The 26,224-nt window shown below is 34.1% G+C and carries 29 protein-coding genes and 2 tRNA genes; 12 read left to right on the forward strand and 19 right to left on the reverse strand.

Features of this window, described 5'->3' with window-relative positions:
• Positions 1-22: 22 nt before the first annotated feature.
• The 3 genes from ACSVH9_RS00355 to recF all read right to left on the reverse strand — a co-directional run bounded on the left by ACSVH9_RS00355 (position 23) and on the right by recF (position 2,669).
• Positions 23-694, reverse strand: a complete 672-nt coding sequence (locus ACSVH9_RS00355) for a DUF2461 domain-containing protein (RefSeq protein WP_438061985.1) — start codon at positions 692-694, stop codon at positions 23-25.
• 2 nt (positions 695-696) lie between these two features.
• A complete protein-coding gene (locus ACSVH9_RS00360) occupies positions 697-1,395 on the reverse strand; it encodes a thioredoxin domain-containing protein (protein ID WP_438061986.1) in 699 nt (232 codons plus the stop codon).
• 194 nt (positions 1,396-1,589) lie between these two features.
• Positions 1,590-2,669, reverse strand: a complete 1,080-nt coding sequence (gene recF, locus ACSVH9_RS00365) for a DNA replication/repair protein RecF (protein ID WP_438061987.1) — start codon at positions 2,667-2,669, stop codon at positions 1,590-1,592.
• Between the two features lie 201 nt (positions 2,670-2,870).
• Here recF and ACSVH9_RS00370 point away from each other — a divergent pair, with 201 nt between their 5' ends.
• The 7 genes from ACSVH9_RS00370 to ACSVH9_RS00400 all read left to right on the forward strand — a co-directional run bounded on the left by ACSVH9_RS00370 (position 2,871) and on the right by ACSVH9_RS00400 (position 10,675).
• Positions 2,871-3,644, forward strand: a complete 774-nt coding sequence (locus ACSVH9_RS00370) for a tetratricopeptide repeat protein (RefSeq protein WP_438061988.1) — start codon at positions 2,871-2,873, stop codon at positions 3,642-3,644.
• Positions 3,645-3,965: 321 nt separating this feature from the next.
• Positions 3,966-4,538, forward strand: coding sequence for a 6,7-dimethyl-8-ribityllumazine synthase (gene ribH, locus ACSVH9_RS00375; protein ID WP_438061989.1), 573 nt, complete (start codon positions 3,966-3,968; stop codon positions 4,536-4,538).
• Positions 4,539-4,712: 174 nt separating this feature from the next.
• Complete coding sequence (gene mutL / locus ACSVH9_RS00380; RefSeq protein WP_438061990.1) at positions 4,713-6,578, forward strand: DNA mismatch repair endonuclease MutL; 1,866 nt, start codon at positions 4,713-4,715, stop codon at positions 6,576-6,578.
• Positions 6,575-7,333: a rhomboid family intramembrane serine protease gene (locus tag ACSVH9_RS00385; RefSeq protein ID WP_438061991.1), complete on the forward strand. Its 759-nt coding sequence runs from the start codon at positions 6,575-6,577 to the stop codon at positions 7,331-7,333. Before mutL ends, ACSVH9_RS00385 begins: the two co-directional genes overlap by 4 nt.
• Before the next feature lie 57 nt (positions 7,334-7,390).
• Entirely contained in the window at positions 7,391-8,257 is an 867-nt protein-coding gene (locus tag ACSVH9_RS00390) for a rhomboid family intramembrane serine protease (protein ID WP_438061992.1), read from the forward strand.
• Between the two features lie 49 nt (positions 8,258-8,306).
• Positions 8,307-9,350 carry an endonuclease/exonuclease/phosphatase family protein gene (locus ACSVH9_RS00395; RefSeq protein WP_438061993.1) on the forward strand — a complete coding sequence of 348 codons (1,044 nt, stop codon included), beginning with the start codon at positions 8,307-8,309 and terminating at the stop codon, positions 9,348-9,350.
• Between the two features lie 323 nt (positions 9,351-9,673).
• Complete coding sequence (locus tag ACSVH9_RS00400) at positions 9,674-10,675, forward strand: IS110 family transposase (RefSeq protein WP_438061994.1); 1,002 nt, start codon at positions 9,674-9,676, stop codon at positions 10,673-10,675.
• 245 nt (positions 10,676-10,920) lie between these two features.
• On the opposite strand, the gene ACSVH9_RS00405 is transcribed toward ACSVH9_RS00400, so the two are convergent.
• From ACSVH9_RS00405 to ACSVH9_RS00440, 8 genes are all read right to left on the reverse strand, one after another.
• Complete coding sequence (locus ACSVH9_RS00405) at positions 10,921-11,544, reverse strand: WbqC family protein (protein WP_438061995.1); 624 nt, start codon at positions 11,542-11,544, stop codon at positions 10,921-10,923.
• 78 nt (positions 11,545-11,622) lie between these two features.
• Positions 11,623-13,179 (reverse strand): signal peptidase I, encoded by a 1,557-nt coding sequence (gene lepB / locus ACSVH9_RS00410; protein WP_438061996.1) that lies wholly within the window; start codon positions 13,177-13,179, stop codon positions 11,623-11,625.
• Positions 13,180-13,214: 35 nt separating this feature from the next.
• Positions 13,215-13,919, reverse strand: a complete 705-nt coding sequence (gene dapB / locus ACSVH9_RS00415; RefSeq protein WP_438061997.1) for a 4-hydroxy-tetrahydrodipicolinate reductase — start codon at positions 13,917-13,919, stop codon at positions 13,215-13,217.
• Positions 13,920-13,945: 26 nt separating this feature from the next.
• Positions 13,946-14,506 carry a DUF5683 domain-containing protein gene (locus ACSVH9_RS00420; RefSeq protein WP_438061998.1) on the reverse strand — a complete coding sequence of 187 codons (561 nt, stop codon included), beginning with the start codon at positions 14,504-14,506 and terminating at the stop codon, positions 13,946-13,948.
• Positions 14,506-15,405, reverse strand: coding sequence for a ParB/RepB/Spo0J family partition protein (locus ACSVH9_RS00425; protein ID WP_300978707.1), 900 nt, complete (start codon positions 15,403-15,405; stop codon positions 14,506-14,508). The genes ACSVH9_RS00420 and ACSVH9_RS00425 overlap by 1 nt, the downstream gene beginning before the upstream one ends.
• Before the next feature lie 5 nt (positions 15,406-15,410).
• Positions 15,411-16,178: a ParA family protein gene (locus ACSVH9_RS00430; RefSeq protein ID WP_438061999.1), complete on the reverse strand. Its 768-nt coding sequence runs from the start codon at positions 16,176-16,178 to the stop codon at positions 15,411-15,413.
• A 227-nt stretch (positions 16,179-16,405) separates the two neighbouring features.
• Positions 16,406-16,795: a hypothetical protein gene (locus tag ACSVH9_RS00435; protein ID WP_438062000.1), complete on the reverse strand. Its 390-nt coding sequence runs from the start codon at positions 16,793-16,795 to the stop codon at positions 16,406-16,408.
• Between the two features lie 85 nt (positions 16,796-16,880).
• A complete protein-coding gene (locus ACSVH9_RS00440) occupies positions 16,881-17,519 on the reverse strand; it encodes a PliI family lysozyme inhibitor of I-type lysozyme (protein ID WP_438062001.1) in 639 nt (212 codons plus the stop codon).
• Positions 17,520-17,750: 231 nt separating this feature from the next.
• Here ACSVH9_RS00440 and ACSVH9_RS00445 point away from each other — a divergent pair.
• Both ACSVH9_RS00445 and trxB read left to right on the forward strand, forming a co-directional pair.
• Positions 17,751-17,825 (forward strand) — tRNA-Pro (locus tag ACSVH9_RS00445).
• Between the two features lie 220 nt (positions 17,826-18,045).
• A complete protein-coding gene (trxB, locus tag ACSVH9_RS00450; protein ID WP_438062002.1) occupies positions 18,046-18,993 on the forward strand; it encodes a thioredoxin-disulfide reductase in 948 nt (315 codons plus the stop codon).
• A 205-nt stretch (positions 18,994-19,198) separates the two neighbouring features.
• On the opposite strand, the gene ACSVH9_RS00455 is transcribed toward trxB, so the two are convergent.
• The 4 genes from ACSVH9_RS00455 to ACSVH9_RS00470 all read right to left on the reverse strand — a co-directional run bounded on the left by ACSVH9_RS00455 (position 19,199) and on the right by ACSVH9_RS00470 (position 22,579).
• Positions 19,199-19,939, reverse strand: a complete 741-nt coding sequence (locus ACSVH9_RS00455; protein WP_315144195.1) for a head GIN domain-containing protein — start codon at positions 19,937-19,939, stop codon at positions 19,199-19,201.
• Positions 19,940-19,941: 2 nt separating this feature from the next.
• Positions 19,942-21,666 carry a PspC domain-containing protein gene (locus ACSVH9_RS00460; RefSeq protein WP_438062003.1) on the reverse strand — a complete coding sequence of 575 codons (1,725 nt, stop codon included), beginning with the start codon at positions 21,664-21,666 and terminating at the stop codon, positions 19,942-19,944.
• A gap of 2 nt (positions 21,667-21,668) precedes the next feature.
• A complete protein-coding gene (locus tag ACSVH9_RS00465) occupies positions 21,669-22,001 on the reverse strand; it encodes a PadR family transcriptional regulator (RefSeq protein ID WP_078212445.1) in 333 nt (110 codons plus the stop codon).
• Positions 22,002-22,123: 122 nt separating this feature from the next.
• On the reverse strand, positions 22,124-22,579 hold the full coding sequence (locus tag ACSVH9_RS00470; RefSeq protein WP_438062004.1) for a DUF4870 domain-containing protein: 456 nt from the start codon (positions 22,577-22,579) through the stop codon (positions 22,124-22,126).
• A 254-nt stretch (positions 22,580-22,833) separates the two neighbouring features.
• Between ACSVH9_RS00470 and ACSVH9_RS00475 the strand changes: the two genes are divergently transcribed.
• Positions 22,834-23,286 carry a DUF4442 domain-containing protein gene (locus ACSVH9_RS00475; protein WP_438062005.1) on the forward strand — a complete coding sequence of 151 codons (453 nt, stop codon included), beginning with the start codon at positions 22,834-22,836 and terminating at the stop codon, positions 23,284-23,286.
• Between the two features lie 53 nt (positions 23,287-23,339).
• Here ACSVH9_RS00475 and ACSVH9_RS00480 read toward each other — a convergent pair whose 3' ends face one another.
• Both ACSVH9_RS00480 and ACSVH9_RS00485 read right to left on the reverse strand, forming a co-directional pair.
• On the reverse strand, positions 23,340-23,522 hold the full coding sequence (locus tag ACSVH9_RS00480) for a hypothetical protein (protein ID WP_315145814.1): 183 nt from the start codon (positions 23,520-23,522) through the stop codon (positions 23,340-23,342).
• A 203-nt stretch (positions 23,523-23,725) separates the two neighbouring features.
• Positions 23,726-23,802: transfer RNA gene (locus ACSVH9_RS00485), tRNA-Met, on the reverse strand.
• Between the two features lie 149 nt (positions 23,803-23,951).
• Between ACSVH9_RS00485 and ACSVH9_RS00490 the strand changes: the two genes are divergently transcribed.
• On the forward strand, positions 23,952-24,344 hold the full coding sequence (locus ACSVH9_RS00490) for an START-like domain-containing protein (protein WP_315140340.1): 393 nt from the start codon (positions 23,952-23,954) through the stop codon (positions 24,342-24,344).
• 55 nt (positions 24,345-24,399) lie between these two features.
• Positions 24,400-25,239, forward strand: coding sequence for an aminotransferase class IV (locus ACSVH9_RS00495; RefSeq protein ID WP_438062006.1), 840 nt, complete (start codon positions 24,400-24,402; stop codon positions 25,237-25,239).
• Here the strand turns inward: ACSVH9_RS00495 and ACSVH9_RS00500 are convergent.
• Positions 25,236-25,796: a YqgE/AlgH family protein gene (locus ACSVH9_RS00500; protein WP_159682461.1), complete on the reverse strand. Its 561-nt coding sequence runs from the start codon at positions 25,794-25,796 to the stop codon at positions 25,236-25,238. The genes ACSVH9_RS00495 and ACSVH9_RS00500 overlap by 4 nt on opposite strands.
• A 119-nt stretch (positions 25,797-25,915) precedes the next feature.
• The gene (locus ACSVH9_RS00505) at positions 25,916-26,188 is read right to left on the reverse strand and encodes an HU family DNA-binding protein (RefSeq protein WP_064714443.1); all 273 of its coding nucleotides are present in this window, start codon (positions 26,186-26,188) and stop codon (positions 25,916-25,918) included.
• Between the last annotated feature and the right edge of the window lie 36 nt (positions 26,189-26,224).

Genomic DNA, 26,224 nt, shown 5'->3' on the forward strand with positions numbered 1-26,224 from the left:
TATTTTGTCTGTTACAAACAGGTTATTCTATTTCTAAAGCTCTGTTGAGGAATTCGTTCAATGGTCGCAAAGCAATCATTTTTTGGACCATTAACGGAATAAAATCTTTGTGGGTCAAAAGTTCAGGATTGAAATTTTCGGTGGCGGTGTAGCTTTTTAATTTTAAAAATTCAATCGCTGGGTTGTCTTTTTCGTAGCCTCTTGGCGGATTTTTTAGCGTTGAATTTTCGTCACGATTCAGTGCTTTGTAGTTGGAAACAAAATCTTTGTCGCTAGTTATAGCTACTAAATCATCATAAAAAAAGTTGATTTCTTTTCGGATTTTCTGAATTTGTTCGGGTTGAGGACAGTACATTCCGCCTCCAACAAAAGGATTTTCGGCATCGATTTGTAAATAATATCCAGCCGATTCTACATTTTTTGCGCCAGTAGAAAGCCAAATACCTAAATGGGTCTTGTAAGGTGATTTGTCTTTTGAAAAACGAATATCACGATTGATTCTGAATATACAGTTTTTTACTTCCAAAAGGGCTAAGGCTGGGTCCAGAGCTTTCATACTATCCAATATATCAGCAGTTAGTTGGTAGTATTCTTTTTTGACAGCTTCGTATCGTTTTTTATTGTCTAAAAACCACTCTCTGTTGTTGTTGGTTTTTAAATCTTTTAAGAATTGTATCGTGCTTTCAGAAACCATAGTTATAGTATTTGTTTTTTCAAATCTTCTTCGCTTACAAAACCGCTACTTTTCCATTTTAGGTTGTTGTTTTCGTACAAAAGTAAGGTTGGAAGTTCTTCTACTTTTAGTTCTTTCATAATGGTTTTGTTTTCATCGGCATTCAAACGAATAATAACAACTTTGTCGCTATTTTCTTTTTGCATTTTTGAGATGTACGGTTCCATTTGTTTGCAAGGCGCACACCAAGAAGCGAAGAAGTTGATTAGTACTTTTTTGTCTGACTTCAAAAGTGCTTCAAATTGTTGACGATTGATTCCAACAAGTTTGTCACTTGGTATTGAAAGCCCCGCTGCTTCCCATTTTAATATCCCACCTTGTAAATCATAAACAGTGGTAAACCCCATTTCTTCTAATTTTGCTGCGGCTTTTTGACTACGACTTCCTGCTTTGCAATACACAAAAACTGGTTTTGTTTTGTCTAATGTAGCTGCATTTGTAGCAAAATCAGCATTGAGCCAATTGACGTTTTTGGCATTTTCAATATGGTCGCCTGCAAATTCTTGAGGGGTTCTTACGTCAAGGATTTGTGCGTTAGGGGTGTTTTTTATTTTCTCTGCAAAAGCGGAAGCTTCTAATACTTGTGTGTTTTTTGAAGTTTGACTTTGGCAAGAAGTAAAACTAAAAAGCATTGCCAATGCGATGATAAAAATGTTTTTCATATATGTAAAATTTATTTTTTAGTGGTCATATATGGAATCGCCTTTTATTTATTGGTGTTTGCTTGCAGCAAACTCTTTGTTAATGGCGATTTCATAGGTATTGAATGATTTTATGTAAAAGTAATTATTTTTTAGGCTTTGGTTGAAATAAAACACTTCAAATCTTGAATGCTACAGCGTGTTCTTTTTGGTTGTTATAAATTGAAAACCTTATAGCTTTGGTAAGTCGATTGCAATATGGCCTCGGTTCTTTCGGGATGAGTGTCCGAAATAAAGAGTTGTCCAAACGAATCATCTTTTACCATTTCGATAATTTTGGCTACTCGAAATTCATCTAGCTTATCAAAAATATCATCAAAAAGCAGTATCGGTTTTACGCCACTTTGTTGTTTTAGGAAATCAAATTGAGCAAGTTTTAGGGCAATCAAAAATGATTTTTGTTGGCCTTGTGAACCAAACTTTTTGATGGGAAACGAATCAATCTCAAACGACAAATCGTCTTTGTGAATCCCAACGCTGGTGTACTGTAGCGCTCGGTCTTTGGCTAAATTTTCATTTAGTAAATGCAAGAGTGTATTCTCATAAAGATGGCTTTCATAAACCAGTTGCACTTGTTCGGCACTTCCTGTAATGGCTTGATGATGCTTATTGAAAATAGGTAAAAATTCAGCAATAAATGCTTTTCTTTTTTCGAAAAGTAATGCAGCAAAACCATCCAATTGTTCGTTGTAAATAGATAAAGTGTCCTTGTCAAAAACGTGGTTCAAAGCAAAATACTTCAATAATGCGTTGCGCTGACTGATGGTTTTTTGATACTGAATCAATTGCTGTAAATAGGTCGCGTCGAGTTGCGAAATCACGCTGTCCATAAACTTTCTTCGGGTTTCGCTTCCTTCTATAATAAGGTCGCGGTCGGCGGGCGAAATAATGACCAGTGGAATGAAACCAATATGGTCAGAAAATTTGTCGTAGGCTTTGCCGTTTCTTTTTAAAATCTTTTTTTGCCCTTTTTTGATGCTGCAAACAATTTGTTCGTTGCGTTCATTTTTTTCGAACAAAGCATCAATTACAAAAAAATCTTCACCGTGTTTAATGTTTTGAATGGCTAGCGGATTGAAATAACTTTTACCGTAAGCCAAATGATAAATGGCATCCAGAACATTCGTTTTTCCAATTCCGTTTTTGCCAACAAAACAATTAATCTTGTTGTCAAATTCAAATTCAGCTTCGGCAAAATTTTTGTAATTGAATAAAGAAATTTTTTTTAAATACATAGTGAAAGCTCCCTTTTTATTGACAACAACCTCGTTTATGAGTGCTAGTTTAGAGGGGCGCAAATTATTGAAAATTATCCATATTATTAAGGTTTTCAAGAATTGAAAAAAGAAAGAAGATAAAACTGAATATAAAATCAATTTTTTTTACGTCTGTTTCAATAAAAATTTTATTTTTGCGGCTCACTAAATTAATTTTAAATGGCTACTTACAGCAAACGAGGATATAAAACACCAAAAGAGAAAGAAGTAAAAGAACCAATCGAAGAAGTTCAAATTAATGAAAAAGACAGCGCTACTGCTGAAGTTTTCTCTAAGCTAGACGAAACAGCATCAAGAACTGAAGATTTTGTTGCCAAAAACCAAAAAATCATTATTGGTATCGTAGCAGGTATTGCTTTGATAACTGTAGGATATTTAGCATATCAAAAATTTATTGCTACTCCACACGAAGAAGAAGCTGCTAACGAAATGTTCGTAGCACAACAAAACTTCCAAAAAGCAACAGACGGTGTAGCTAGTGATTCTTTATACAAATTATCATTAAACGGGTCTGAAGGTAAATTCGGATTTATCAAAATCGCTGACGAATACTCAGGAACCGCTGCAGGAAATTTGGCGAATTACTATGCTGGTATCGCTTACCTAAATACAGGTAAATATGCAGAAGCTATCTCTTACTTAGAGAAATTCAAGTCTGATGACATTATCCTAAGCGCATTAGCAAAAGGTGCTATTGGAGATGCTTATGCTCAAACCAACAAGCAAGAAGAAGCTTTAGATTTTTATGTAAAAGCAGCTGAAGCCAACAAAAACGATTTTACTACGCCACGTTTCTTGATGAAAGCTGGTAAAACGGCCTTGAGCTTAGGTAAAAAAGAAGACGCTTTGAAATATTTTACAGATATCAAAGAAAATTATGACGCAACTCCAGAAGCAGCAGTTGTAGACGGATTAATAGGATTAGCGCAATAAAAAAGCCCTAATTCTCCAAAAAAATTAGAGGTTAGAAACCAAAGGAGTTCGAATTAATTTTTGACTACTTTCATTTCTAACCTCTTTTTTTATGCCTATATTTACTACTGCTTTTTAGGAGCAGCAACAATAGGCTTTTCAGGAAAAACAGTCCCGCTGTCCTTCCTATCTTTTTTATAAAGCACACCGTTTTTTGAGAAAACCGTGTGCTTTATAAAAAAGGATATTCCCTCCCATCGGGGCTAGAGACCGGCAATTTTGTCTGTTTGAAACATCCTGAATAGCAATGAGACAAGCGTTTAATTTAAATAATAAAATACAATGGCAACCGTAAACAAAAATTTATCGGATTACGACAAAAACGAAGTTCCTGATGCAAGAGCCTTCCGTTTCGGAATTGTAGTAGCAGAATGGAATGAGAATATAACAGAAGGGCTTTTTAATGGTGCTTACCAAGCCTTGATAGAAAATCAAGTGCCCGCTCAACAAATTATCCGTTGGAATGTTCCAGGTAGTTTTGAGCTAATTTATGGCGCAAAAAAAATGTTGCAAACGCAAAACGTAGATGCGGTTATCGTAATTGGGTGTGTTATTCAAGGCGAGACCAAACATTTCGATTTTGTTTGCGAAGGCGTTACACAAGGCATCAAAGACCTAAACGTACAAACCGATATTCCTGTTATCTTTTGCGTACTAACGGATAATACGATGCAACAATCTATAGACAGAAGCGGAGGAATCCACGGTAACAAAGGAACCGAAGCCGCTATCGCTGCTATTAAAATGGCTTACATTCGTCATCAAGCTACGCTAACGCACCAATTTCAGCATCAAAATCTTTTAGGAGCTGGCGCTTTGCAAATCGAAGACAAGCCATTACAGCTTGAAGAATAGCGTTATAATTTCTTAATTTATACAACCTATACTTCGAATTTTAAAGTATAGGTTTTTTGTTTTTTTTATGAGTGCGACCCTAGTAAAACCCAATAGTTTTTGCTTAAATTTGTCCTCCTCGGTTTTTGATTTTTTTAATCATAAATCCTTAATCTCTAAATCTAATTTTTTTTAATGTCGAGTATTATTCAATTGCTGCCAGATCACGTCGCTAACCAAATTGCTGCTGGAGAAGTAGTGCAAAGACCTGCATCTGTAGTCAAAGAATTGCTAGAAAATGCAGTCGATGCCAAAGCAACCGACATTAAATTAATCATAAAAGATGCAGGAAAATCTTTAGTTCAAGTCATTGATAATGGCGTTGGAATGAGTGTGACGGATGCGCGTTTGTGTTTTGAACGCCACGCTACTTCCAAAATTCGTTTAGCAGAAGATTTGTTTTCATTAAACACCAAAGGGTTTCGTGGAGAAGCATTGGCTTCTATCGCTGCGATTGCCCACGTAGAAATGAAAACCAAGCAGGACCAAGACGAATTGGGTACTCACATTATTATCGAAGGAAGTAAATTTGTTTCCCAAGAAGTCGCTGTTTTGCCTAAAGGAACTTCTTTTGCTGTAAAAAATCTTTTCTTTAATATTCCAGCTCGTCGCAATTTCCTAAAATCGGATACTGTTGAATTTCGTCACGTGGTCGATGAGTTCCAACGTGTGGTTATGGCGCATCCCAAAATACATTTCACTTTTTATCACAACGGAAATGAAATGTTCAATTTACCTCCAGCCACTTTACGTCAACGTATAGTTGGAATTTTTGCTGGTAAAACCAATGAAAAGTTAGTTCCAGTTAGCGAAGAAACGGAGATAGTAAGCATTCAAGGTTTTGTTAGTAAACCCGAATTTGCCAAAAAGAGTAGGGGAGAGCAGTTTTTCTTTGTCAATGACCGATTCATAAAAAGTGGTTATTTGCACCACGCGGTAATGGCAGCTTTTGATGGTATTTTGAAAGATGGTTTGCAACCTAGTTACTTTTTGTACCTCACCGTTGAACCCAATACGATTGATATCAACATTCATCCTACAAAGACTGAAATTAAATTTGACGATGAACATGCTTTGTATGCTATTCTAAGAGCTTCAATCAAGCACAGTCTTGGGCAATTTAATGTAGCTCCTGTATTGGATTTTGATAGAGATGCCAATTTGGATACGCCTTACCATTACAAAGATTTGGAAGGCTCTTTTCCAACGATTGAGGTGGATGGGAATTTCAACCCTTTTGCCGAAACCGCTCCAATACCTCAAAAATCCTATTCAAGTTATAAGAAACCAGAAGCTACGGCAAGTTGGAAAAGTTTGTATGTTGGGCTAGAACCAGAGATAGAACGTGACCCAGAACCTGAGCAATTTTCTAGTATGGCTTTTGAAACAGATGCGATTTCTTCCTCATTGTTTTCGGATAATGAAGTAGAACAAGCGGTTCAAAAAACATATCAAATACATAAAAAGTATATTGTTTCGCCTATAAAATCAGGAATGGTTATAGTCGACCAACAGCGCGCTCATCAAAGAGTGTTGTACGAGCAATTTCTTGCCAATATGACCATGCACCAAGCGGCTAGTCAGCAGTTGTTGTTTCCGTTGAATTTGTTCTTTTCTACCGATGAAATGGCGTTGATTAAGGAGTTGCAAAGTACATTGACTGCAACAGGCTTTGTTTTTGATACTTCGGCTACAGACCATGTGGTGATTTCGGGTATTCCTGTTACGATTTCTGAAAGTGAAGTAGCTTTGGTTATCGAACAATTATTAGCCGATTTACACGATGGGATTCCAGAAAACAGTTTTAGTCAAAGCGATACTATTGCCAAATCAATGGCCAAAAGCTTAGCAGTAAAAACAGGTACCTATTTAACCGAAAAAGAGCAAGAAAATGTGGTAAACGGACTTTTTGCTTGCAAAGAACCCAATATTTCTCCTTTTAATAAACCTACTTTCATTACCATGCGTGTGGAAGATTTAGATAAAAAATTTGCTGTATGATGAATATCACACCTACCGTTAAGCAATTGTTGATTATTAACGTGCTGTTTTATATTGGTTCTATGATTGTGGGCGAACCCGCGTATCGTTTATTGTCTATGTATTATTTTGACAATCTAGATTTTCATAGTTGGCAAATTTTTACGCATATGTTTATGCATGCTCCATTACCAAATGTCATGCATATCTTGTTTAATATGTTTGCTTTGTATTCTTTTGGTTCTGCCTTAGAGCACTTTTGGGGCGGCAAAAAGTTTTTGTTTTTTTACATTTCATGTGGATTAGGAGCGGCTTTGTTGCATACAGGGGTGAATTACTATTTCTTTGAAAATGGATTGAATACTTTAATTTCAAATGGTTTTACAAAAGCTGATATTTTGCAAGTTTTGAATGAAGGAAAAATAAATACAAGATGGCAAGAGTTGCTTACAGTTACTGAGTTCAATGAGTTTGTAGGAGCTTATTTTGGGACAGTAGTTGGTGCTTCAGGAGCAATTTACGGACTGTTGGTTGCCTTTGCTTTTATGTTTCCTAATGCAGAGTTAGCTTTGATGTTTATCCCAATTCCAATCAAAGCAAAATACTTTGTGCCAGGATTATTATTAATCGATTTATATTCTGGTGTAACTGGAGGTTCTATTTTTGGAGGTTCTTCAGGAATTGCACACTTTGCGCATTTGGGAGGTGCTCTGTTAGGTTTCTTGATGATGTGGTATTGGAAAAAAAATCAATTCAATAACAATCGTTGGAATTAAAAAAGCTAGTTCTTTTTTATAGCTTTGCTTATATTTGAGTCATTAATGCATCACTTTATGAATATATTCGATGATTTAAAATCGCGTTACCGTTTGGGAGATGTTGCATTGCAATTCATTTTCTGGAATGTAGGCATCTTTTTAGTCTCTATACTCCTTTTTTACCAATTTAAGTTTGGTCAATTTGTATTTCCTGATTGGATTGCTTTATCATCAGACCCACTGGTTTCTTTACGACATCCTTGGACGTATCTATCGTATGCTTTTTTTCACGACGGGATTGGTCATTTGTTCTTCAATATGCTTGTTTTGCATTTTTGTAGTCAATTATTTTTGACCTTTTTTACTACCAAGCAGTTTGTGGGACTCTATGTGCTAAGTTCTATTTTTTCGGGGATAGTGTTTGTAGTGTCTTATTATTTTTTGCAATATACTTCGTTAATAGTTGGCGCATCAGCAGCCATTTACGCTATTCTAATGGCCACAACAACTTATCAACCACTTATGGAAGTCCAATTATTTCTATTCGGAAGGGTGAAGTTGTGGTACATCACCGCTGTAATTCTTTTATTGGATGTGCTTCAATTTCGTTTAGAGAATATGGGCGGGCACATCGCTCACTTTGCTGGTGCTTTTTTTGGTTTTTTATTTATAAAACTATTGGTTAATGGTTTGGATTTGAGTAAATTGGTTTCTGGAATAACTGATTTTTTTGTGAGTCTGTTTCAAAAGAAAGAGAAAAAACCGTTCAAAAAAGTACACGTTAATTACGCAAGAAAAGAACCAACAAGAACGACTTCTAGAATTGTTACTAAAGACAAAACCCAACAACAAATTGATGAAATTTTAGATAAAATTAGTCAGTCGGGGTATGATTGTCTGACCAAAGAAGAAAAAGAATTTTTGTTTAAAGCCGGAAAATAATGTCGTTTTAGATAATATATCTAAATCTTCAACCTGAAACTAATAGAAAATGAAAAACCTATCTTGGTTCAATAAAATAATGTTTTTCTTGAATATAGTGCTAACTGTATTCACTTTTACGGCTTACATTTTTCCTTTTTTGTCGCCTAAAGTGTTTCCGTTGTTTGCGGTTTTTACACTTTTTATGCCTGTCTTTTTTGTGCTTAACGGTTTGTTTTTCATTTATTGGGGGATTCAATTCAAAAAGCGAATGATTCTATCGGGTTTGGTTTTGCTAATGGGAATTACTTTTATCAATAAATTTTACAAGTTTTCACAAAAAGTCCACCCTGAGTCTCCAAAGGACTTTAAAATAATGAGTTACAATGTTCGTCTTTTTAACGTATTCAAATGGATTGACAGAGACGATATTCCGCAAGTAATCTTGGCTTTCATCAATCAAAATAATCCCGATATTCTATGCATTCAGGAATATTCCAACCACGGAAATATTGATTTAAAAGTCTATCCCTATCGTTATATTTTTATCGAAGGCGACAAAATTCGCACAGGTCAAGCCATTTTTTCAAAATTTCCAATAATTAATCAAGGCAATATTATTTTTCCTCATTCTAATAATAACGCCATTTTTGCTGATATTAAGCGAGGAAAAGACATTATTCGCGTATACAATATCCATTTTCAATCGATAAAAATATCACCTGACGTTCACGAAATTTCCGAAAATATCGAAGTTATCAATCAACAAAAATCACAGAAATTATACAACCGAATTAGCAAAGCTTTCAGACAACAACAAGAGCAAGCCGAAATATTTATCGCTCACAAAAAAGAATGCAACTATCCGTTAATCATTTGTGGCGATTTGAATAACAGTGCTTTCTCATATGTGTACCGCAATGTAAAAGGCAAATTGAGAGACACTTTCGAAGAAGCAGGAAAAGGTTTCGGGCAAACCTACACGTTTCGTTATTACCCCGCAAGAATCGATTATATTTTTGCCGATAACCAAATGGAAGTTAAAGATTTTCAAAGTTTCCCCGAATTTCAAAACTCAGACCATTATCCCATCATAGCCAAATTGAGTTTTTAAAAGTAGTTTTTGGAGCGAAACAAAAGGCTTTTTTGGAGTTATGGTTTCCCGCTTTTCGCTATAATCTTATGCCCCGAACCCCGGGTCATAAGGATTTCCACTGCAATCCTTTAGATTTGCTAAATAAATTTAAAGTACTTTTAATCAACAACCAAACTGACAAAGTGAACCTTCTCTTCGATCAAAGTTAGCTACTTATGCCCCGATTAGGACTTTGTCAGTTTTATTGAATAATCTTCAGAATAGTAATTAAGGTTATAATGCCTATTATCAAGGATATGAATGTATTCAATAGCTGGTTGCTAATTTTAAAACATTATCTTATGAGCAAATTTAAACATTTTCTAGGCATCGATGTATCCAAAGAGTATTTTGATGTAGTTTTAATTATGAATGGAGAAAAAGAAAAACCAATTCATAATCAATTTGTAAATGATTCCAAAGGAGTAAAAACATTAAATCAATGGCTTAAAAAGCAAAGGGCTACAAATCTAGAAACCCTTGTTTGCTTAGAACATACTGGTATGTATGGGAAATTAATCATTAAATATTTAATGATTTTTAATTATTCTCTTTGGGTGGAGATGTCTTTAAAAATTATAAGAAGTATGGGACTTCAAAGAGGTAAGAATGATAAAATTGATGCAGAAAGGATTGCTATTTATGCAATGAAAAATCTGCAGGATGCCGTAATTTATAAAGCTCCCAGTAAAACTGTTGAAAAAATCAGAAGTCTAATGTCATTAAGGGAAAAGTTGATTCTTACCAAATCTACTTTGATGCGAAATTCAAAAGAAATAAAATCTTTAGATCCCGAATTATCAAAACTCTCTGAGAAGTTTCAAAAGAAAACCTTAAAAGGGATTACTTCGGATCTAAAAGAAATAGAGAAACAATTAGATGTATTCATAAAGGGAGATGAAAACTTAAACAAAATTTATTCGCTAGCCATTTCGGTTCCTGGAGTTGGTAAAGTAACGACTTTATATTTAATCTGTTTTACTAATGAATTTAAAGCCTATTCATCGCCACGACAACTAGCTTGTTACGCGGGTGTGGTTCCTTTTGAGTATACTTCAGGAAAAAGCATAAGATCAAAACCGAGAGTTCACCATATGGCTAATAAAAAACTTAAAAAGCATTTGCATATGTGTGCGCTATCAGCAGTGAATCACGACCCCGAGATGAAAGAATATTTTAAAAGAAAAGTGGCTGAAGGAAAAAATAAAATGCTTGTAATTAACAATATACGAAACAAATTAGTACATCGTATATGTGCTTGTATTAGAGAGAATAAAACATTTGAAGTTAGAAAAGCAGCATAAAAAAATGTTCGTTTTTTACAGTTTTACATTGATTAGGGTAAGAGCAAACAGGTTTATTTGAAAAGAAACTTGTCTTGATAAAATTTATGATGTTTACGAATAAAAATAACTTATGAAAGGCACAAAAACCTTTGTGTAATTCTTATTCGAAGGTTTGTTATGTCTTTTTTTAAACTAAAAAATAAATAATTTTTTAGTTTGTATATGTCATAGTAATCGGGGCTAAAGGACCGTCAATAGGTCATTTATTTCACAATAATCTTTTGATTTTTCAGATAATCCAAAGCAAATTTTCCTTCATTAAAAATCAAATCCAACACACTTAAGTTGTTAATGAAGCCGTGTTTGTCATCAAAAACTTGAGTGTAGGTTTCAAAAACATTAGGGTCTTTTTTGCCATTTACTAGGCTTCTAGCATCAAAAATGTCATTTGCTACTTCGTGAAAGTACTCATTGGTTTTTTTGAATTCTAGCGAATATCGAAGGCATTTCTCCACCAAAGCGATGGTTTCAAAATTCAAATCCATCAAAAAGTGGTGTTTTTTTTCAAAGAAAGGCATAAAATCATCTTCAAAAAACTCAAAGAAGGGAGAGCTTCTATAACCCGCTTCAAGAGATTTAAAGTGCTGCTTTTGCCAATCAAAATCATTTTCAATGCTAATGTCTTTTGTTTTTTGATGTCCTTTGTTGGCGTGCTTTATAGGAATATTTAGCATTTGAATCCCATTCGGACTATAAATGTAAGTTCTATTTCTATTGGTCTGTTTTTGAAAATTATCTTCAACTTCAAAGGTCACCACTTCCGACTGTACCATAGCCGCAAACTGACTGATAGAAGGGAAATACGAAGGGTGTAATAAGGTATTCATACTGCTTTTTTTAAAGTCAAAAGTCATATCTATCCGACAAGGAAAAATATGACTTTTGAAGAAACGTTGTACATTGGGTTAAATCTCAGTTTTAGCTTTTCTTTTTTTCCAAAAATATTCTCCAATAAAGAAAGCGACTAAAGCAAACAAGAAATACTTGAAATAAGATTGTGGTTGGCCTTCTCCGCTAACCGTTGTGAAAACGCGGTCCCAACGAATTTTGTTGATGCCTTTTCCGTTAGTATCCCAGCTTAACCAAATAAAAATAGGTTTACCCACAATATGGTTTTCTGGAACAAATCCCCAATAACGACTGTCTTCAGAGTTATGGCGATTGTCTCCCATCATCCAATAATAATTTTGAGCAAAAGTATAGTTTGTAGTTACTTTACCGTCAATTCTGATTTCGGTTCCGTTTACTTCTAATTTTTTATTTTCATAATCGGTTATGATATTTTTGTAAAAAGGAAGCGTTTCTAGATTCAAAGCCACCGTTTTTCCTTTTTGCGGAATATAAATTGGACCGTAGTTATCTTGATTCCAGTTTTTGGTATGAGGGAAGACACTTTTCTCTGCTCCTTTTGAGATTATTCTAGTCACCGAAGTAATACCTGGTACTTGTTTAAAGCGTTCAGCTCCAGCAGCCGTTAGAGCACTAATAAATAAAGTGTCTCTTTTTTGGTCATCTAAAAAGCCTGCAGGGTCTGTAATGTCTAGTTCTTTGAACAAAGTTTCAAAATCAATTGGCGTTTTGCCATCCAAAGCCAATTTGTACGAATATTGCGGTTTGGCTCTTTCGGGTAAGATAAGTTCTTTTCCGTCAATGTAAATTAAACCGTCTTTTATAGATAAATTATCGCCAGGTAAACCTACGCAACGTTTTACATAATTCGATTTTTTATCGATAGGTTTGTCAACACGCAATCCAGATTTGTCTCGAAATTTATATACTGTATCTACTGGCCAGTTGAATACTACGATATCATTTCGCTTGATGTCTTCTATAGAAGGAAATCTCATATATGGTAATTGTGGCCAATTTAAATACGATTTTTTCTTAGTTAGCGGAATAGTATCGTGAACCATCGGCATCGCTACAGTTGTCATTGGAACTCTTGCGCCATAGTTCATTTTGCTTACAAACAAAAAGTCTCCTACTAATAATGATTTCTCTAAAGATGAAGTCGGAATGGTAAACGGTTGAATGAAATAGGTGTGAACAATAGTGGCAACAATAACCGCAAACAATAATGAACTAACCGTATCAGCCGCTTTATGGTCAGGTGCAGTGTCTCTATCTGCTATATAATTCAACGGTTGTGTATAATTGATGTAGTACAAATAAAAACCAAAGGTTAGAATCACCAAGATGGTATCTATTGTAGAACGTCTTCCGAAACTACGTAAGGTTTCTACCCAAACTACAGGAAACATAATTAGGTTGATTACTGGAATGAACAATAAAATGGTCCACCAAGTTGGTCTTCCAATTATTTTCATTAATACAATAGCATTGTAAATAGGAATCGCCGCTTGCCAGCGTTTTCTTCCAGCGCTTTCGTACATTTTCCACGTACCCAAAAAATGGATTATTTGAACAACTAAAAAGAATACAAACCAAGAATATAGTGTCATAGAATTCGGTTTTTTAAGCTAAATTAGCGCTATGATTATTTAAAATTTAAAACATCTTTCATTGTGAAAACGCCTTGTTTTCCTGCCAACCATTCTGCTGCAATAACAGCACCTAAGGCAAATCCTTCTCTGTTGTGAGCAGTATGCTTAATTTCGATAGAGTCGATAGGAGAGTTGTAAGTTACGGTATGAGTTCCAGGAACTTCACCTGTTCTTATGGCTTCAATAGGAAGTTCGTTTTCTCTTGGACTAGCATCCATTGTCCATTTTGAATAATTGCTATGTTCTATAACTCCTTCGGCTAGGGTAATAGCAGTTCCGCTTGGTGCGTCTAATTTGTGGATATGGTGAATTTCTTCCATAGCCACTTTGTAAGAATCATAAGGAGCCATTATTTTGGACAAATAAGAATTCAATTCAAAAAAAAGATTTACACCTAAACTAAAATTAGAGCTGGAAATAAATCCGCCCTTTTTTTCTTTACATAAGGCAATCATTTCGTCATAGTGTTCCAACCAACCAGTTGTACCCGAAACGACAGGGACATTGTTATTAAAACTAGCTGAAATATTGGCAACTGCTGCTGCTGGGACACTAAAATCTATGGCAACATCGGCTTTTTCTAGTCCTTCGTAAGTATTGAATTCGTCTTTTTTCAAAACGATTTCGTGGCCTCTTTCAAGTGCAATTCTTTCAATTACTTGGCCCATTTTTCCGTATCCTAAAAGCGCAATTTTCATTTTTTTTGATTTAAAATAAGTACTTCTTAAAAAGTATAATTAAAAGTTAGTCCAACGTTGGGACGAAACGTTACATCGTTTGGGTAAATTTCAGGTTTCAATGATAGATTTTCGTTTACATTAAATTGTATTAAAGCTGCGTCAACATTGGCGTCAATAATATTTAATACGTAAAAACCAACCGTTACTAATGCCGATAAATCTCTGTTGCGTTGGTAGAATTTTTGACCTGCAATGAGTCGGCTATTGTCTAAATAAGAGAATTTATCGTCGGTGTAGCCTTCTAATCTTCTTTTGTAAGCGTCTCGGTATTGATTGTATTTTCTATTGTTGTCAATATAAAAATACAAGCTTGTGCCAATTCCACCATAAACTAATGGAATTTTCCAATACTTTTTGTTGTACGCTTGACCTAAACCTGGTAAAATTGCCGAATAAAAGGCAGCTTTTGCAGGTGTTAATGGGTCAATATCATTGGATTGGACAGTGTCTTTTGCAACTAAACCTTCAGTTTTTTTATCTTGTGCAAAAACAAAACCATTACCGAGAAAAAAAGAGAGGATACATGTGGTTAGGAATTTATTCACTACCCTTTGATTAATTTAATAATTCTGTTTAAATCTTCTTGAGAGTGAAATGGAATCGTAATTTTTCCTTTCCCGTTATTGGCTACTTTCAAGTCTACTTTGGTTCCAAAATAAGAATTAAAACTGTGTTGTTGTTCGTCATCTATTTCAAAAGCTGCAGATTTTGAAGGAGTATTTGATTTTGGCAACAAGCTTTCGTGATAGTTTTTTACCAAAGTTTCTGTTTCACGCACAGATAGATTCTGGCTTACAATTTTCTGATACATTTGGGCTTGCACATCTAAATCCTCAACATTGATGATGGCACGACCATGTCCCATACTGATGAAACCGTCTCTAATCCCTGTTTGAATAATTGGGTCTAGTTTTAAAAGGCGTAAATAGTTGGCAATGGTAGAGCGTTTTTTACCCACTCTTTCACTCATTTGTTCTTGAGTCAGTTGGATTTCATCCATTAAACGTTGGTAAGAAAGGGCAATCTCAATTGGGTCTAAGTCATGACGTTGAATGTTTTCCACCAAAGCCATAACCAATGATTCATTATCATTTGCGATACGAATGTAAGCAGGTACTGTGGTAAGTCCTACTAAAACAGAAGCACGCAAACGACGTTCTCCAGAAATTAATTGGTATTTATTAAAATCTAATTTACGAACCGTAATAGGTTGAATCACACCTAATTCTTTGATAGAAGTGGCTAGTTCACGCAGTGATTCTTCATTGAAATTAGTCCTAGGTTGAAATGGATTAATTTCAATAGCATCAATTTCAAGCTCAATAATATTACCAACAACTTTGTCTGCATTTTTGTCCTCAACCGACTTAATGTCGTTTTCAGGGTCTTTTAATAATGCGGATAATCCTCTACCGAGTGCTTGTTTTTTTACTGCTTTTGTCATAAAACCTATTTGCTATTTTTCTTTATTATTTCTTGAGCTAAGTGAATGTAATTAACCGCTCCTTTGCTAGTTGCGTCATAGTTAATGATGCTTTCACCAAAACTAGGTGCTTCACTCAATTTTACATTTCGTTGGATTACTGTTTCAAAAACCATATCATTAAAGTGTTTTTGAACTTCTTCCAAAACTTGATTAGACAAACGTAATCTAGAATCATACATCGTTAATAATAATCCTTCGATGTCTAAATCTGGGTTGTGAATTTTTTGAATACTTTTTACGGTGTTCAATAATTTTCCTAATCCTTCAAGTGCAAAATATTCGCACTGAATAGGAATAATTACAGAATCAGCTGCAGTAAGTGCATTCAGAGTTAATAAACCTAAAGATGGCGCACAATCAATCAAAATGTAATCGTATTCGTCTTTGATGGTGTCCAATGATTTTTTGAGCATGTACTCACGGTTTTCTTTGTCGACCAATTCGATTTCGATAGCCACAAGGTCGATATGGGAAGGAATCACGTCTACGTTTGGAGCTGTACATTTAAGTAAAGCTTCGTGTGGCGTATGACTGTGTTCTAAAATTTGATAGGTGCCAATTTCAACTGATTCGACATCAATTCCTAGGCCTGATGTGGCATTGGCTTGAGGGTCAGCATCAATTAATAAAACTTTTTTTTCTAAAACACCTAATGATGCTGCAAGATTTACGGATGTTGTAGTTTTTCCAACTCCTCCTTTTTGATTAGCAATCGCAATGATTTTGCCCATTTGTTTTTTGAATTTTGAGCGGTAAAAATACAATTTTTTATGGTTATTGAAAATCTATTTAATAACATTTGTGATTGTTTTCTGAAACCATTTTCAAGGCTATATTTTTTACAAGCGAATTCGCTTCTTTTTGTGGAATTATTTTTTTTAAGAGGTTTTTATAAGTATTCGTTAAATTTTAAATTCATAAAAAAAGGGGTCTGATAACAGGCTCCTTTTTAAGATTTTTATCTACAATGTGTTGATGGTACTATCGAGGTTATTCTGCGGTCTCTACTTGTGGTTTTAATGCATTGTCTGCTGTTTCTATTGTACCATACTTTATAGGTATTGCCGCCTTGTTGATGTGTTTTTTGTTCATAAAAATTTCTATTTCGAAGCGTTGAATAAGCATTTAAAGCACTTCTTCCAACTAAATCCTGATTGTTGTAATTTTTACGGTTGTCATATCTGTCTTTGCTGTATCTGTCATAGTTGTTATTGTAGTTATAATTGTCATTATTATAGTATTCTTTATCCTTCTTTTTGTTGTGCTTTTCTTTTGATTGTCCGTAAGAATTTATTGAAAATAAAAACGCTACTAGTAGCAGTCCTAAAAGTTTAATTTTGTTTTTCATATAGCTTGTTTTTGGGTTATTGTTCTTTTTATGTAGTGCGAATTGATTTTAAATACTGTAAAATTATATTTTAAATGCTTGTTGATTAGTATTCAATGATTTTGTCGATTGCAAAAACTTTTGAAGCTTCTCCGTTTTTAAGTTTGTACTGAATTTGTCGAGTACCTCCAGTGGGTTTGCTATTGGTGTCACCTTCTTTATAGATAGGAAAGCGTTGTACCAAAGTGCCTTCAACAAGCGCAAATTCATCGTGACCCATATAACCTTTGTTGGCTTTAGGATTGTCTATGATACTTGGAATTGCAATTTCGCTCAATGACTTATTATTGTTCCCTGAAAAACCAATTGCAGTTCCGTAGCTTCCACTTCCAGCACTAGTGACATAAATCAATAATTCTGGTGAGCCATCTGCATTAACATCGTCAACTTCTACATTATTAATTGAACCATCAATTGTTTTTGTAATAATAGAATTGTCTTCTGAAAAACCTTTTGGTTGGATGGTCAAATTGCTTCCTGTTACAGCAATAGCGAAGCTTATATCTTTATAAGTAACCTTTTTTGTGTAATCTGCCTTTTGTTCTTCCGGTTTTGAAATGGAGGTAGTGGTACTATCTTTTGTTTGATTCGATTCACTAGATGTTGTTGTTTCCGATTTCTTTTGACAACTAATTGATAAAAGAGTTAAGGATACGACTAAGCTGGTTAAAATATTTTTTTTCATCTGAAATAATTGGTTTTTAGTTGATTAGAGGATTAAAGTTAATGAAAATGAAATAATAATCCCAATTCTATTTTCAAAAAATGATGTATAAGAGGTTATTCAAAGTTGGTCTAAGTAATTGTAATTGAATCCAATATTTTATTTTACTGTTTTGCGCAAGGCGTTAAATAATTTTATTTTTGAAATAACTTGTGATAGCCAAAAAAGTATTCTATATTTGCACCCGCGTTACGGGGTGTAGCGTAGCCCGGTTATCGCGCCTGCTTTGGGAGCAGGAGGTCGCAGGTTCGAATCCTGCCACCCCGACAAAAAACCTTTCTGAATTTCAGAAAGGTTTTTTTTATTTTGTACTCGTCACCTCTAGGATAAGCGACATTCAAAAAAAACACTTGGAACAAAAATTATTATAGTATTCTTAATAAGAATGTGTTTTTTTATTACCCCATAATCAAAACAAATACTTCAAATCGAGTTATTATTTTTTAAAATCCTATTTTTGCGTGTATTTTAAAAAACTCAAAACACAATGTCAAATACTATCGAAAAAATAAAATGCCTAATTATAGGTTCAGGTCCTGCGGGTTATACCGCGGCTATTTATGCTGCTAGAGCCAATATGAATCCAGTTTTGTACCAAGGAATGCAACCTGGTGGACAGTTGACAACGACCAATGAAGTTGAAAATTTTCCAGGTTATGTAGATGGTGTAACTGGACCAGAAATGATGATTCAGTTGCAACAACAAGCACAACGTTTTGGCGCTGATGTGCGTGACGGTTGGGCTACAAAAGTTGATTTCTCTGACGATATCCACAAAGTTTGGATTAACGACACTATCGAATTACACTGCGAAACCGTGATTATTTCTACAGGAGCTTCTGCAAAATATTTAGGTTTACCATCAGAACAACATTATTTAAAAATGGGTGGCGGAGTTTCAGCTTGTGCCGTTTGTGATGGATTTTTCTATAGAAACCAAGAAGTGGTAATCGTTGGAGCAGGAGATTCAGCTTGCGAAGAAGCACACTACTTATCTAAGTTGTGCAAAAAAGTTACGATGTTGGTTAGAAGCGAAAAATTCAGAGCTTCCAAAATTATGGAAGAAAGAGTACGCAAAACCGAAAACATCGAAATCCTTTTAAACCACGATACCGTTGAAGTTTTAGGGGATGAGCAAGTGGTTTCGGCTATCAAAGTAAAAAACAAAACCACCGATGAAGTGTATGACATTCCAGCAACTGGATTTTTCGTAGCCATTGGTCATAAACCTAACACCGATATCTTCAAAGATTACTTGACTTTAGACGAAACAGGTTATATCGTTAACGTTCCAGGAAGTTCAAAAACGAATGTAGCAGGAGTTTTCGTTGCAGGAGACGCCGCCGATCACGTGTACCGCCAAGCCATTACCGCTGCAGGTACAGGTTGTATGGCAGCATTGGATGCCGAGCGTTATTTGGCAGCCAAAGAGTAATTTTTTTAGGAGCAGTAGTCAAAGCGCTTTTTTGTATTCAAAGTCCCGCTCTCCGTTATAATCTTTGTTGCCGAACCCCGGCAACAAAGGATTTCCACTGCGATCGGGGCTAGAGAGTAACAATGAGAATTTTGGGTTACATTCTTAATTTTAGTCACAAAAAAAGTCCTTCACGAAGAAGGACTTTTTTTGTATCAACTAAAAACTATTCTTGGCTTATTGAACCACCAGAATTTTCGCTTTTTTTCAGACTTTTAGGTTTGTTTTTATAGGATATATTTCCTCCACTAGACGCTTCGGCATCAAGACTCACCAACGGATGTAGCGATTGAATACTTCCTGATGAAGCCTGCGATTTGATATCGTTTGCCAACAACTCGCCAGCATTAATAGAACTTCCGCTCGAAGAATTGGTTTGGAGCTGAATAGCTTTTCCTTTCAATTCAATGCTACTTCCGCTACCAGAATCACAAATTATTTTTTCAGATTCTATGTTCAAATCCAAAGAAGCCGCACTCGAAGCATCAATCTTAAATTCAGAAGCTTTAAGGGTTGATTTACTATTTACCGTCGAAGCGCTATTGGCTTCAATGCCTTCAATAATAGGTGCTCGAACGATTACTTTTTTAGAGTTAATATTTATGAAAGAACTGTATTTGCATCCAATAATAAGCTTGCCGTTTTCTACTTTGGTAGTGATTTCTTTTTGCAAATTATCATCGGCTTCTACTATAATCTCAACTTTATCGGCTTGTTCTATTACCAAATCGATAGCGTTTCCTACTTCAATACTTTTAAAATCGCCATTTACAATTCTCTTTTCGGTGGTCACATTTCCACTTCCAGTGATGGAATTGAAATTTGTAGACAAATTACAAGAGGCAAACAGTAAAGCGGTCAGCGTAACAATGATGAATTTTGTTACTAGTGTGATTATTTTTACCATAGCTATTCGGTTTTGATGATTATTCCGTCTTTATTGATTTTTAATTCTTTTATATCCTTATTGGATTTAATTAAAGTATCTTTTTTAATAGAAATGCCATTTTCATTGATGGTAACATTAGTAGCGGTTGAATCATTTTCTACATCATTCCACTCGTCCTCATCCTCAGGGCAATTTAAACATTTTATTTGAGAATCAGTCACTTTGTAAACGTAATTGTCTGAGCTATAGTGTAAATTGAAGAAATCATTATCTGAACGATCATAGTTTTGTACTGATGCATCTGGTTTTAATAAAGTACCTTCTGGTAAATACAAATATAATTCTACTTCTTGATCACGGAATTTGTTTTTTACATCGGTCAACAAATAATTGTCTAAATACAAATGATTTCCTTCTACTTTTATACCATATTGAATTTTTTCAGCTCTGAATTTTGCGTCTTGAAACGATTTTCCTTTAGCCGTTCTTTCAATTTGAATGTAAGGTGTTTTTTCATCGGTGTATAAAATTCTCAAGCTTACATTATTAGAATAGATCAACTTGTTGTTCGCAGAATCTTGTACAAATTCAAATTCAGTATGATCATCGATATCTTTAGTATAATAATCATTATATCTGAATTTTACGAACAAAGTATCGTTTGCATTCAAAGGAATATTTTGTTTAGCTACTGTTTTTCCGTCATAGGCTACTTGAGTGGCTGTTTTTACTCCTATAGAGATTAAGATGGCAATAGAGATTAACCACAAAGCCAATAAACTATATTTAGCAATGTTTCCAATTGACCCAATAGTTGGTGATAATAACTTGAATCCTAATATAGTTAGGAAAAAGAAAGGGATTCCGATAGCAAAAAACATCAATAATCCAAAGCTCCAAACAGGATAGTCAGCAAAGTTCCCTGCTTCGACAAAGTTTTGCCAAGGAAAATCAATAAATGCTGAAGAGCCTAATGTAAATACTCCAATAAATAAGCTAACTAGTGTAAAAAGTCCTGTCAAGATTAAAATAACACCCAAGACTTTAGAGAAAACTTTGAAAAGAGTCATAATAAAATCACCTAAAGAGTTTCCCAACTTTTCCGCTCCAGATTTTACTTGGTTTCCCATTTTGTCATAATCGGCATTTTTAAATTTGCCAGATACATTTTCAAATTCTTCACGAACTTTTTTCTCGATGTTAGAGATGGTTACAGGTTCACCAGTCATTTCAAGTTTTTCTGAAGTGGTGATGGCTTCTGGAGTGACAATCCAAAGGATGATATATGCCAATATACCTGAACCAAATCCAGCAAAAACAAAGATTAAGAACATGATTTTTAACCAAACCGCATCGATTCCAAAGTAATGTCCTAGACCTGTAGCTACACCACCAATCATTCCTTTTTCTTTATCTCGGTATAATTTTTTGGTAGCTCTTGTGCTATAATCATTAAATTTTCCTGAAGCGCTTGTTTCTTCTTCAATGATGTAATCTTCAGGTTGTCCCATTACAGCAATTACTTCATCTACATCTTTCAGTCCTACTACGTGTTTTTCGCTTTTTTGTTTTTCATTTAATAATTCTGAAACACGCATTTCGATATCTTTAATGATTTCTTCTTGTCCAGATGATTTAGACAAAGAACGTCTGATAGCTTCAAAATATCGAGTTAATTTTTGGTATGCATCTTCATCAATATGGAAGAACATTCCTCCTAGGTTTATATTTACAGTTTTGTTCATGACTATTGTTTTTGGTTGGTTATTAGACTTACGGCTTCGGATAATTCATTCCAAGTGCCGCTTAATTCAGTTAAAAAGGTTTGGCCTATTTCAGTTAGACCATAATACTTTCTTGGTGGTCCTGAGGTTGATTCTTCCCAACGATAGTTGAGTAATCCGTCATTTTTTAATCGTGTTAGCAAAGGATAAATGGTTCCCTCAACTACTAACAATTTTGCGTCTTTTAAAGTGTCTAATATTTCAGAAGTGTAGGCATCTTTTTCTTTTAAAACTGATAAGATGCAAAACTCGAGAACACCTTTACGCATCTGGGCTTTTGTGTTTTCAATGTTCATAATTTTCGTTTTGATGTTTTGTTTGATTAGAACTGTTCGTTTTTTGATTACTTTCCATTACAGGTGATAGTTGAGATGATTTATAGAGTTGATTAGACTACTATATACTACTTTATAATTGATTACTTTATAAAGGGAATAGTGAATGGATATTGGTATTTTTCTCCATTTGATGTTTTTACAGCTGCAATAATTATTAAGAAGAATTCTGCTATTTTGAATCCAACAAAAGCAAGAGCAGCGATGATTCCAACTGTAATAAGTCCAATATGGTCTTCAAAATTAAAATCTCTAATCACTAATCCTTGATTGTGGTAGAATTCATCAAAAGTCATATTGTTAAAAACAGTAAAAATTAAAATTGGTAAAGCAATTACCGCCATAACCAGTGAGTAAATAAGGATACTCAATTGAAAGTTAATAGCTTGTTTTCCGTGATGGTCTACAAATTCTGATTGATCCTTTTTTGAAGTCCAAATCAAAATAGGGAAGATATAATTTCCAAACGGAATTATATACTGGCTCAATGTACTCAAATGAGTAAAGGTTGCGATGTTTTTTTCTGATGATGTTTCCATGATTTAAAGTATATAGTAATTTCTTATGCAAATATATGTCTAAAAGAAAGTATCTTGTATCGCATAGTAGTAAATATTAACAAAATATTAACAAAATAATTTTTTTATAGTTGCTGCTTATTTAGTCACTTTCTATTGATTAATAGTACTTTGAGTGTGTTATTAGGTGATGTGGGTACAGTTTAGGGGTGATATTGTAATTTTATATGTATGCATAGTATTTTTTTGTACTTTTACCCAAAAACCAATATATAATGGAAATAAACGTATCAAAATTGAATCAATTCTTATTTTTTAAATTGCCTTCGGCTTTTTTGTGTGGAGTAAGAGTAAAAGCTATTAACGAAAAGAAATGTGTAGTAAGTGTAAAACACCGTTGGATCAATCAAAATCCGTTTAATTCTATGTATTTTGCTGTTCAAGCTATGGCTGCTGAGTTGTCTACTGGTGCTTTGGTAATGTATCAAATTCAAAAAAGCGGTAGAAAAATATCCATGTTAGTAGCTAACAACAAAGGGAATTTTACCAAGAAAGCCACAGGCAGAATTACATTTATCTGTAATGATGGGTATTTGATAGAAGAAGCAATAAAGAAAACTATTGCGACAGGTGAGGGGCAAACCTTTTGGATGAAATCCATTGGAACCGATGAAAAAGGAGTTCAGGTTTCTGAAATGGATTTTGAATGGAGTGTTAGAGTAAAATAGTTAGTTCTAGATTTAAGTAAACAATAAAAAAAAGCCTCAATTGAGGCTTTTTTTTATTTTGATTTTTTAGAAGAGCAACATTTTTTACCTTCTGCTTTGCATTCGGTCTTTGTTTTTGTTGCTTCTTTTTTAGTTGTTGAAGTTTCTTTTTTTGTTTTTTCTTTAGCTGGAGCTTCTTGTGCTTGAACTGACAAAGCAAAGAATGAAAAAGCTAAAATTGCGGCTACTTTTTTCATTGTATTTAAGTTTAGTTTATGATATACTTTTATATGCTATCAAATATAACAAGAAAATCAATTGTACGATTTTTGAGGCTCTCTTTTTGATAAAAATTAACAAAAATCTTTAACTTCTTTATTGGTAAGGGGTTAAAATAGTAAAGTAACGAGAGGGTAAATTAGGATATAAAAAAAGCCTCAAATTTTAAATTTGAGGCTTCTGGTAGCGAGACCGAGATTTGAACTCGGGACCTCAGGGTTATGAATCCTGCGCTCTAACCAACTGAGCTATCTCGCCTTATTCTGGTTAATTAAATAACCCCTGAATGCGGGTGCAAATATAAAAATAAAATTAGAGTTGACAAGCATATTGGTGTAAAAAATATTTTTTTTTAAAAGCGTTTTATTTTGGCTTTATATTCTTATATTTCCAAAAAAAAAGTAAGTATGGATCAAAAAGTAAGATATGAGATTGAATTCCCTATAAACTCATCTCCGCAATTGTTGTATCAATATATATCTACACCTTCGGGGTTGGCGGAATGGTTTGCTGATGATGTGAATTCAAGAGGGGAATTTTTTACTTTCATTTGGGATGACACACAAGAAAAAGCGAGATTAGCTTCGAAAAAATCTGGTGAAAAAGTGAAGTTTCGATGGGTAGATGATAAAAACAAAGACACAGATTATTTTTTTGAATTGCATATTCTTGAGGATGAATTGACTAAAGATGTTTCTTTGTTGGTGGTCGATTTTGCCGAAAAAAATGAAATACCTGAAGCATCACAATTGTGGGAGAATCAAATTTCTGATTTAAAACATCTCATCGGTTCCGTGTAGTAAATGTCTATTTTAAACTATATCTTTGCCCTAAACTAACTTTAGGGCTTTTTTTATGATTAATTTTAACGGAATACTTCAGGATTCAGATACAAATTTGTTAGACCAAAATCGTGGTTTTTTATATGGAGATGGTGTATTTGAAACACTTAAAATCGTTGATGGTAAGATTTTGTTTTTTGAAGATCATTATTTTAGATTAATGGCAGCTATGCGAATCGTTCGTATGGAAATCCCAATGATCTTTACATTAGAGTATCTTGAAGAACAAGTTTTGTCTTTGGTTAAAAAGAATAAAATTGAGCAATCCGCTCGCGCTAGAATAACAGTCTATAGAAACAATGGTGGTTTTTATTTGCCTACGAATAATACAGTGTCTTTTTTGATTCAAACTTCGGCAATAGAGAGTCCAGTATATAGCATTAGTGAAAAGGAATATGAAGTGGATTTGTATAAAGACTTTTATATTCCAAAGCAATTATTGTCTACTTTGAAAACGACCAATAAAATGATTCACGTTACGGGCAGTATTTATGCAAAAGAAAATGATTTGGATAATTGTATTCTTCTAAATGACAGTAAAAATGTTGTAGAAGCTTTGCAGGGTAATTTGTTTATGCGAATGGGGAATACATTAATCACTCCGCCAATAAGTGAAGGGTGCTTGAATGGAATTATGAGAAAGCAAATTTTGAGTTTGGCTAAAAAAGAAACCAATTTAGAAGTTGTGGAGCAAGTTATTTCTCCTTTTGATCTTCAAAAAGCAGATGAATTATTTGTTACCAATGTTATTCGAGGTATTCAGCCTATTACGAAATATAGGAAGAAAGAATTTGAGCAGGATACTGCAAAAGTATTAAATACAATACTTAAGCAGCATTTGGGGATGGTTTAATTTAGATATGGATTTTCGGGAGCATTAGACCAAATTAAATAGTCGCCACCTAGTTCCATTAATTGTTCTTTCCAGAAATGAGTGGATGATTTTCCGATTATTTTATTCTCGTATGAATTCCTTGCGATAATCCAGGAGTTATCTTCCATCTCGTTTTCAAGTTGTTTTTCTTCCCAACCAGTGTATCCTAAGAAAAAGCGAATGTTGTTTTTTCCGATTAGGCCAGAATTTATTAATTCCTTTGTTGATTCAAAATCACCTCCCCAATATATTCCATTAGATATTTCAACACTATTTGGAATAAGATCTGGAATATTGTGAATAAAATAAAGATTATCTTGTTCAACTGGTCCACCATTGTATATTTTGAATCTTGCAACAATTTCAGGAATCAAATCATTAATGGTGTACTTGAGGGGTTTGTTTATAATAAAACCAATGGAGCCTTCTTGGTTGTGGTCTGCTAATAAGATTACCGATCTATTAAATGATAAATCGCCAATTAACGAAGGTTCTGCGATTAGCAGGTGTCCTTTTTTTAATTTTTCTGTTATCATAATACTTCTTTTTTTTATTAAATTTAACTAAAATAATTTTAGATCCACAAAAATAATCGTTAAAGTGCAAAAAAAAACCTTCCATATGGAAGGTTTTGATGTATTTACGTTAGAGAGGATTAGTTAACTGCTCCTTCTAAATCTGCTCCAGCTTTAAATTTAACAACATTTTTTGCTGCAATTTGAATAGTTTTTCCAGTTTGTGGATTTCTACCATCTCTAGCCGCTCTTGAAGAAACTGACCATGATCCGAAACCTACTAAAGATACTTTTCCTCCTTTTTTCAAGGTACCACTTACATTTCCTAAAAATGATTCTAATGCTAATTTTGCAGCTGCTTTGGTAATTCCTGCATCAGCAGCAATAGCGTCGATTAATTCTGATTTGTTCATAATAAATAGTTATTAATTGTTGGTTAAAATGTTATA

This window comes from Flavobacterium sp. RSSB_23 (assembly GCF_051547145.1).
In the GTDB taxonomy this organism is placed as follows: Bacteria; Bacteroidota; Bacteroidia; order Flavobacteriales; family Flavobacteriaceae; genus Flavobacterium.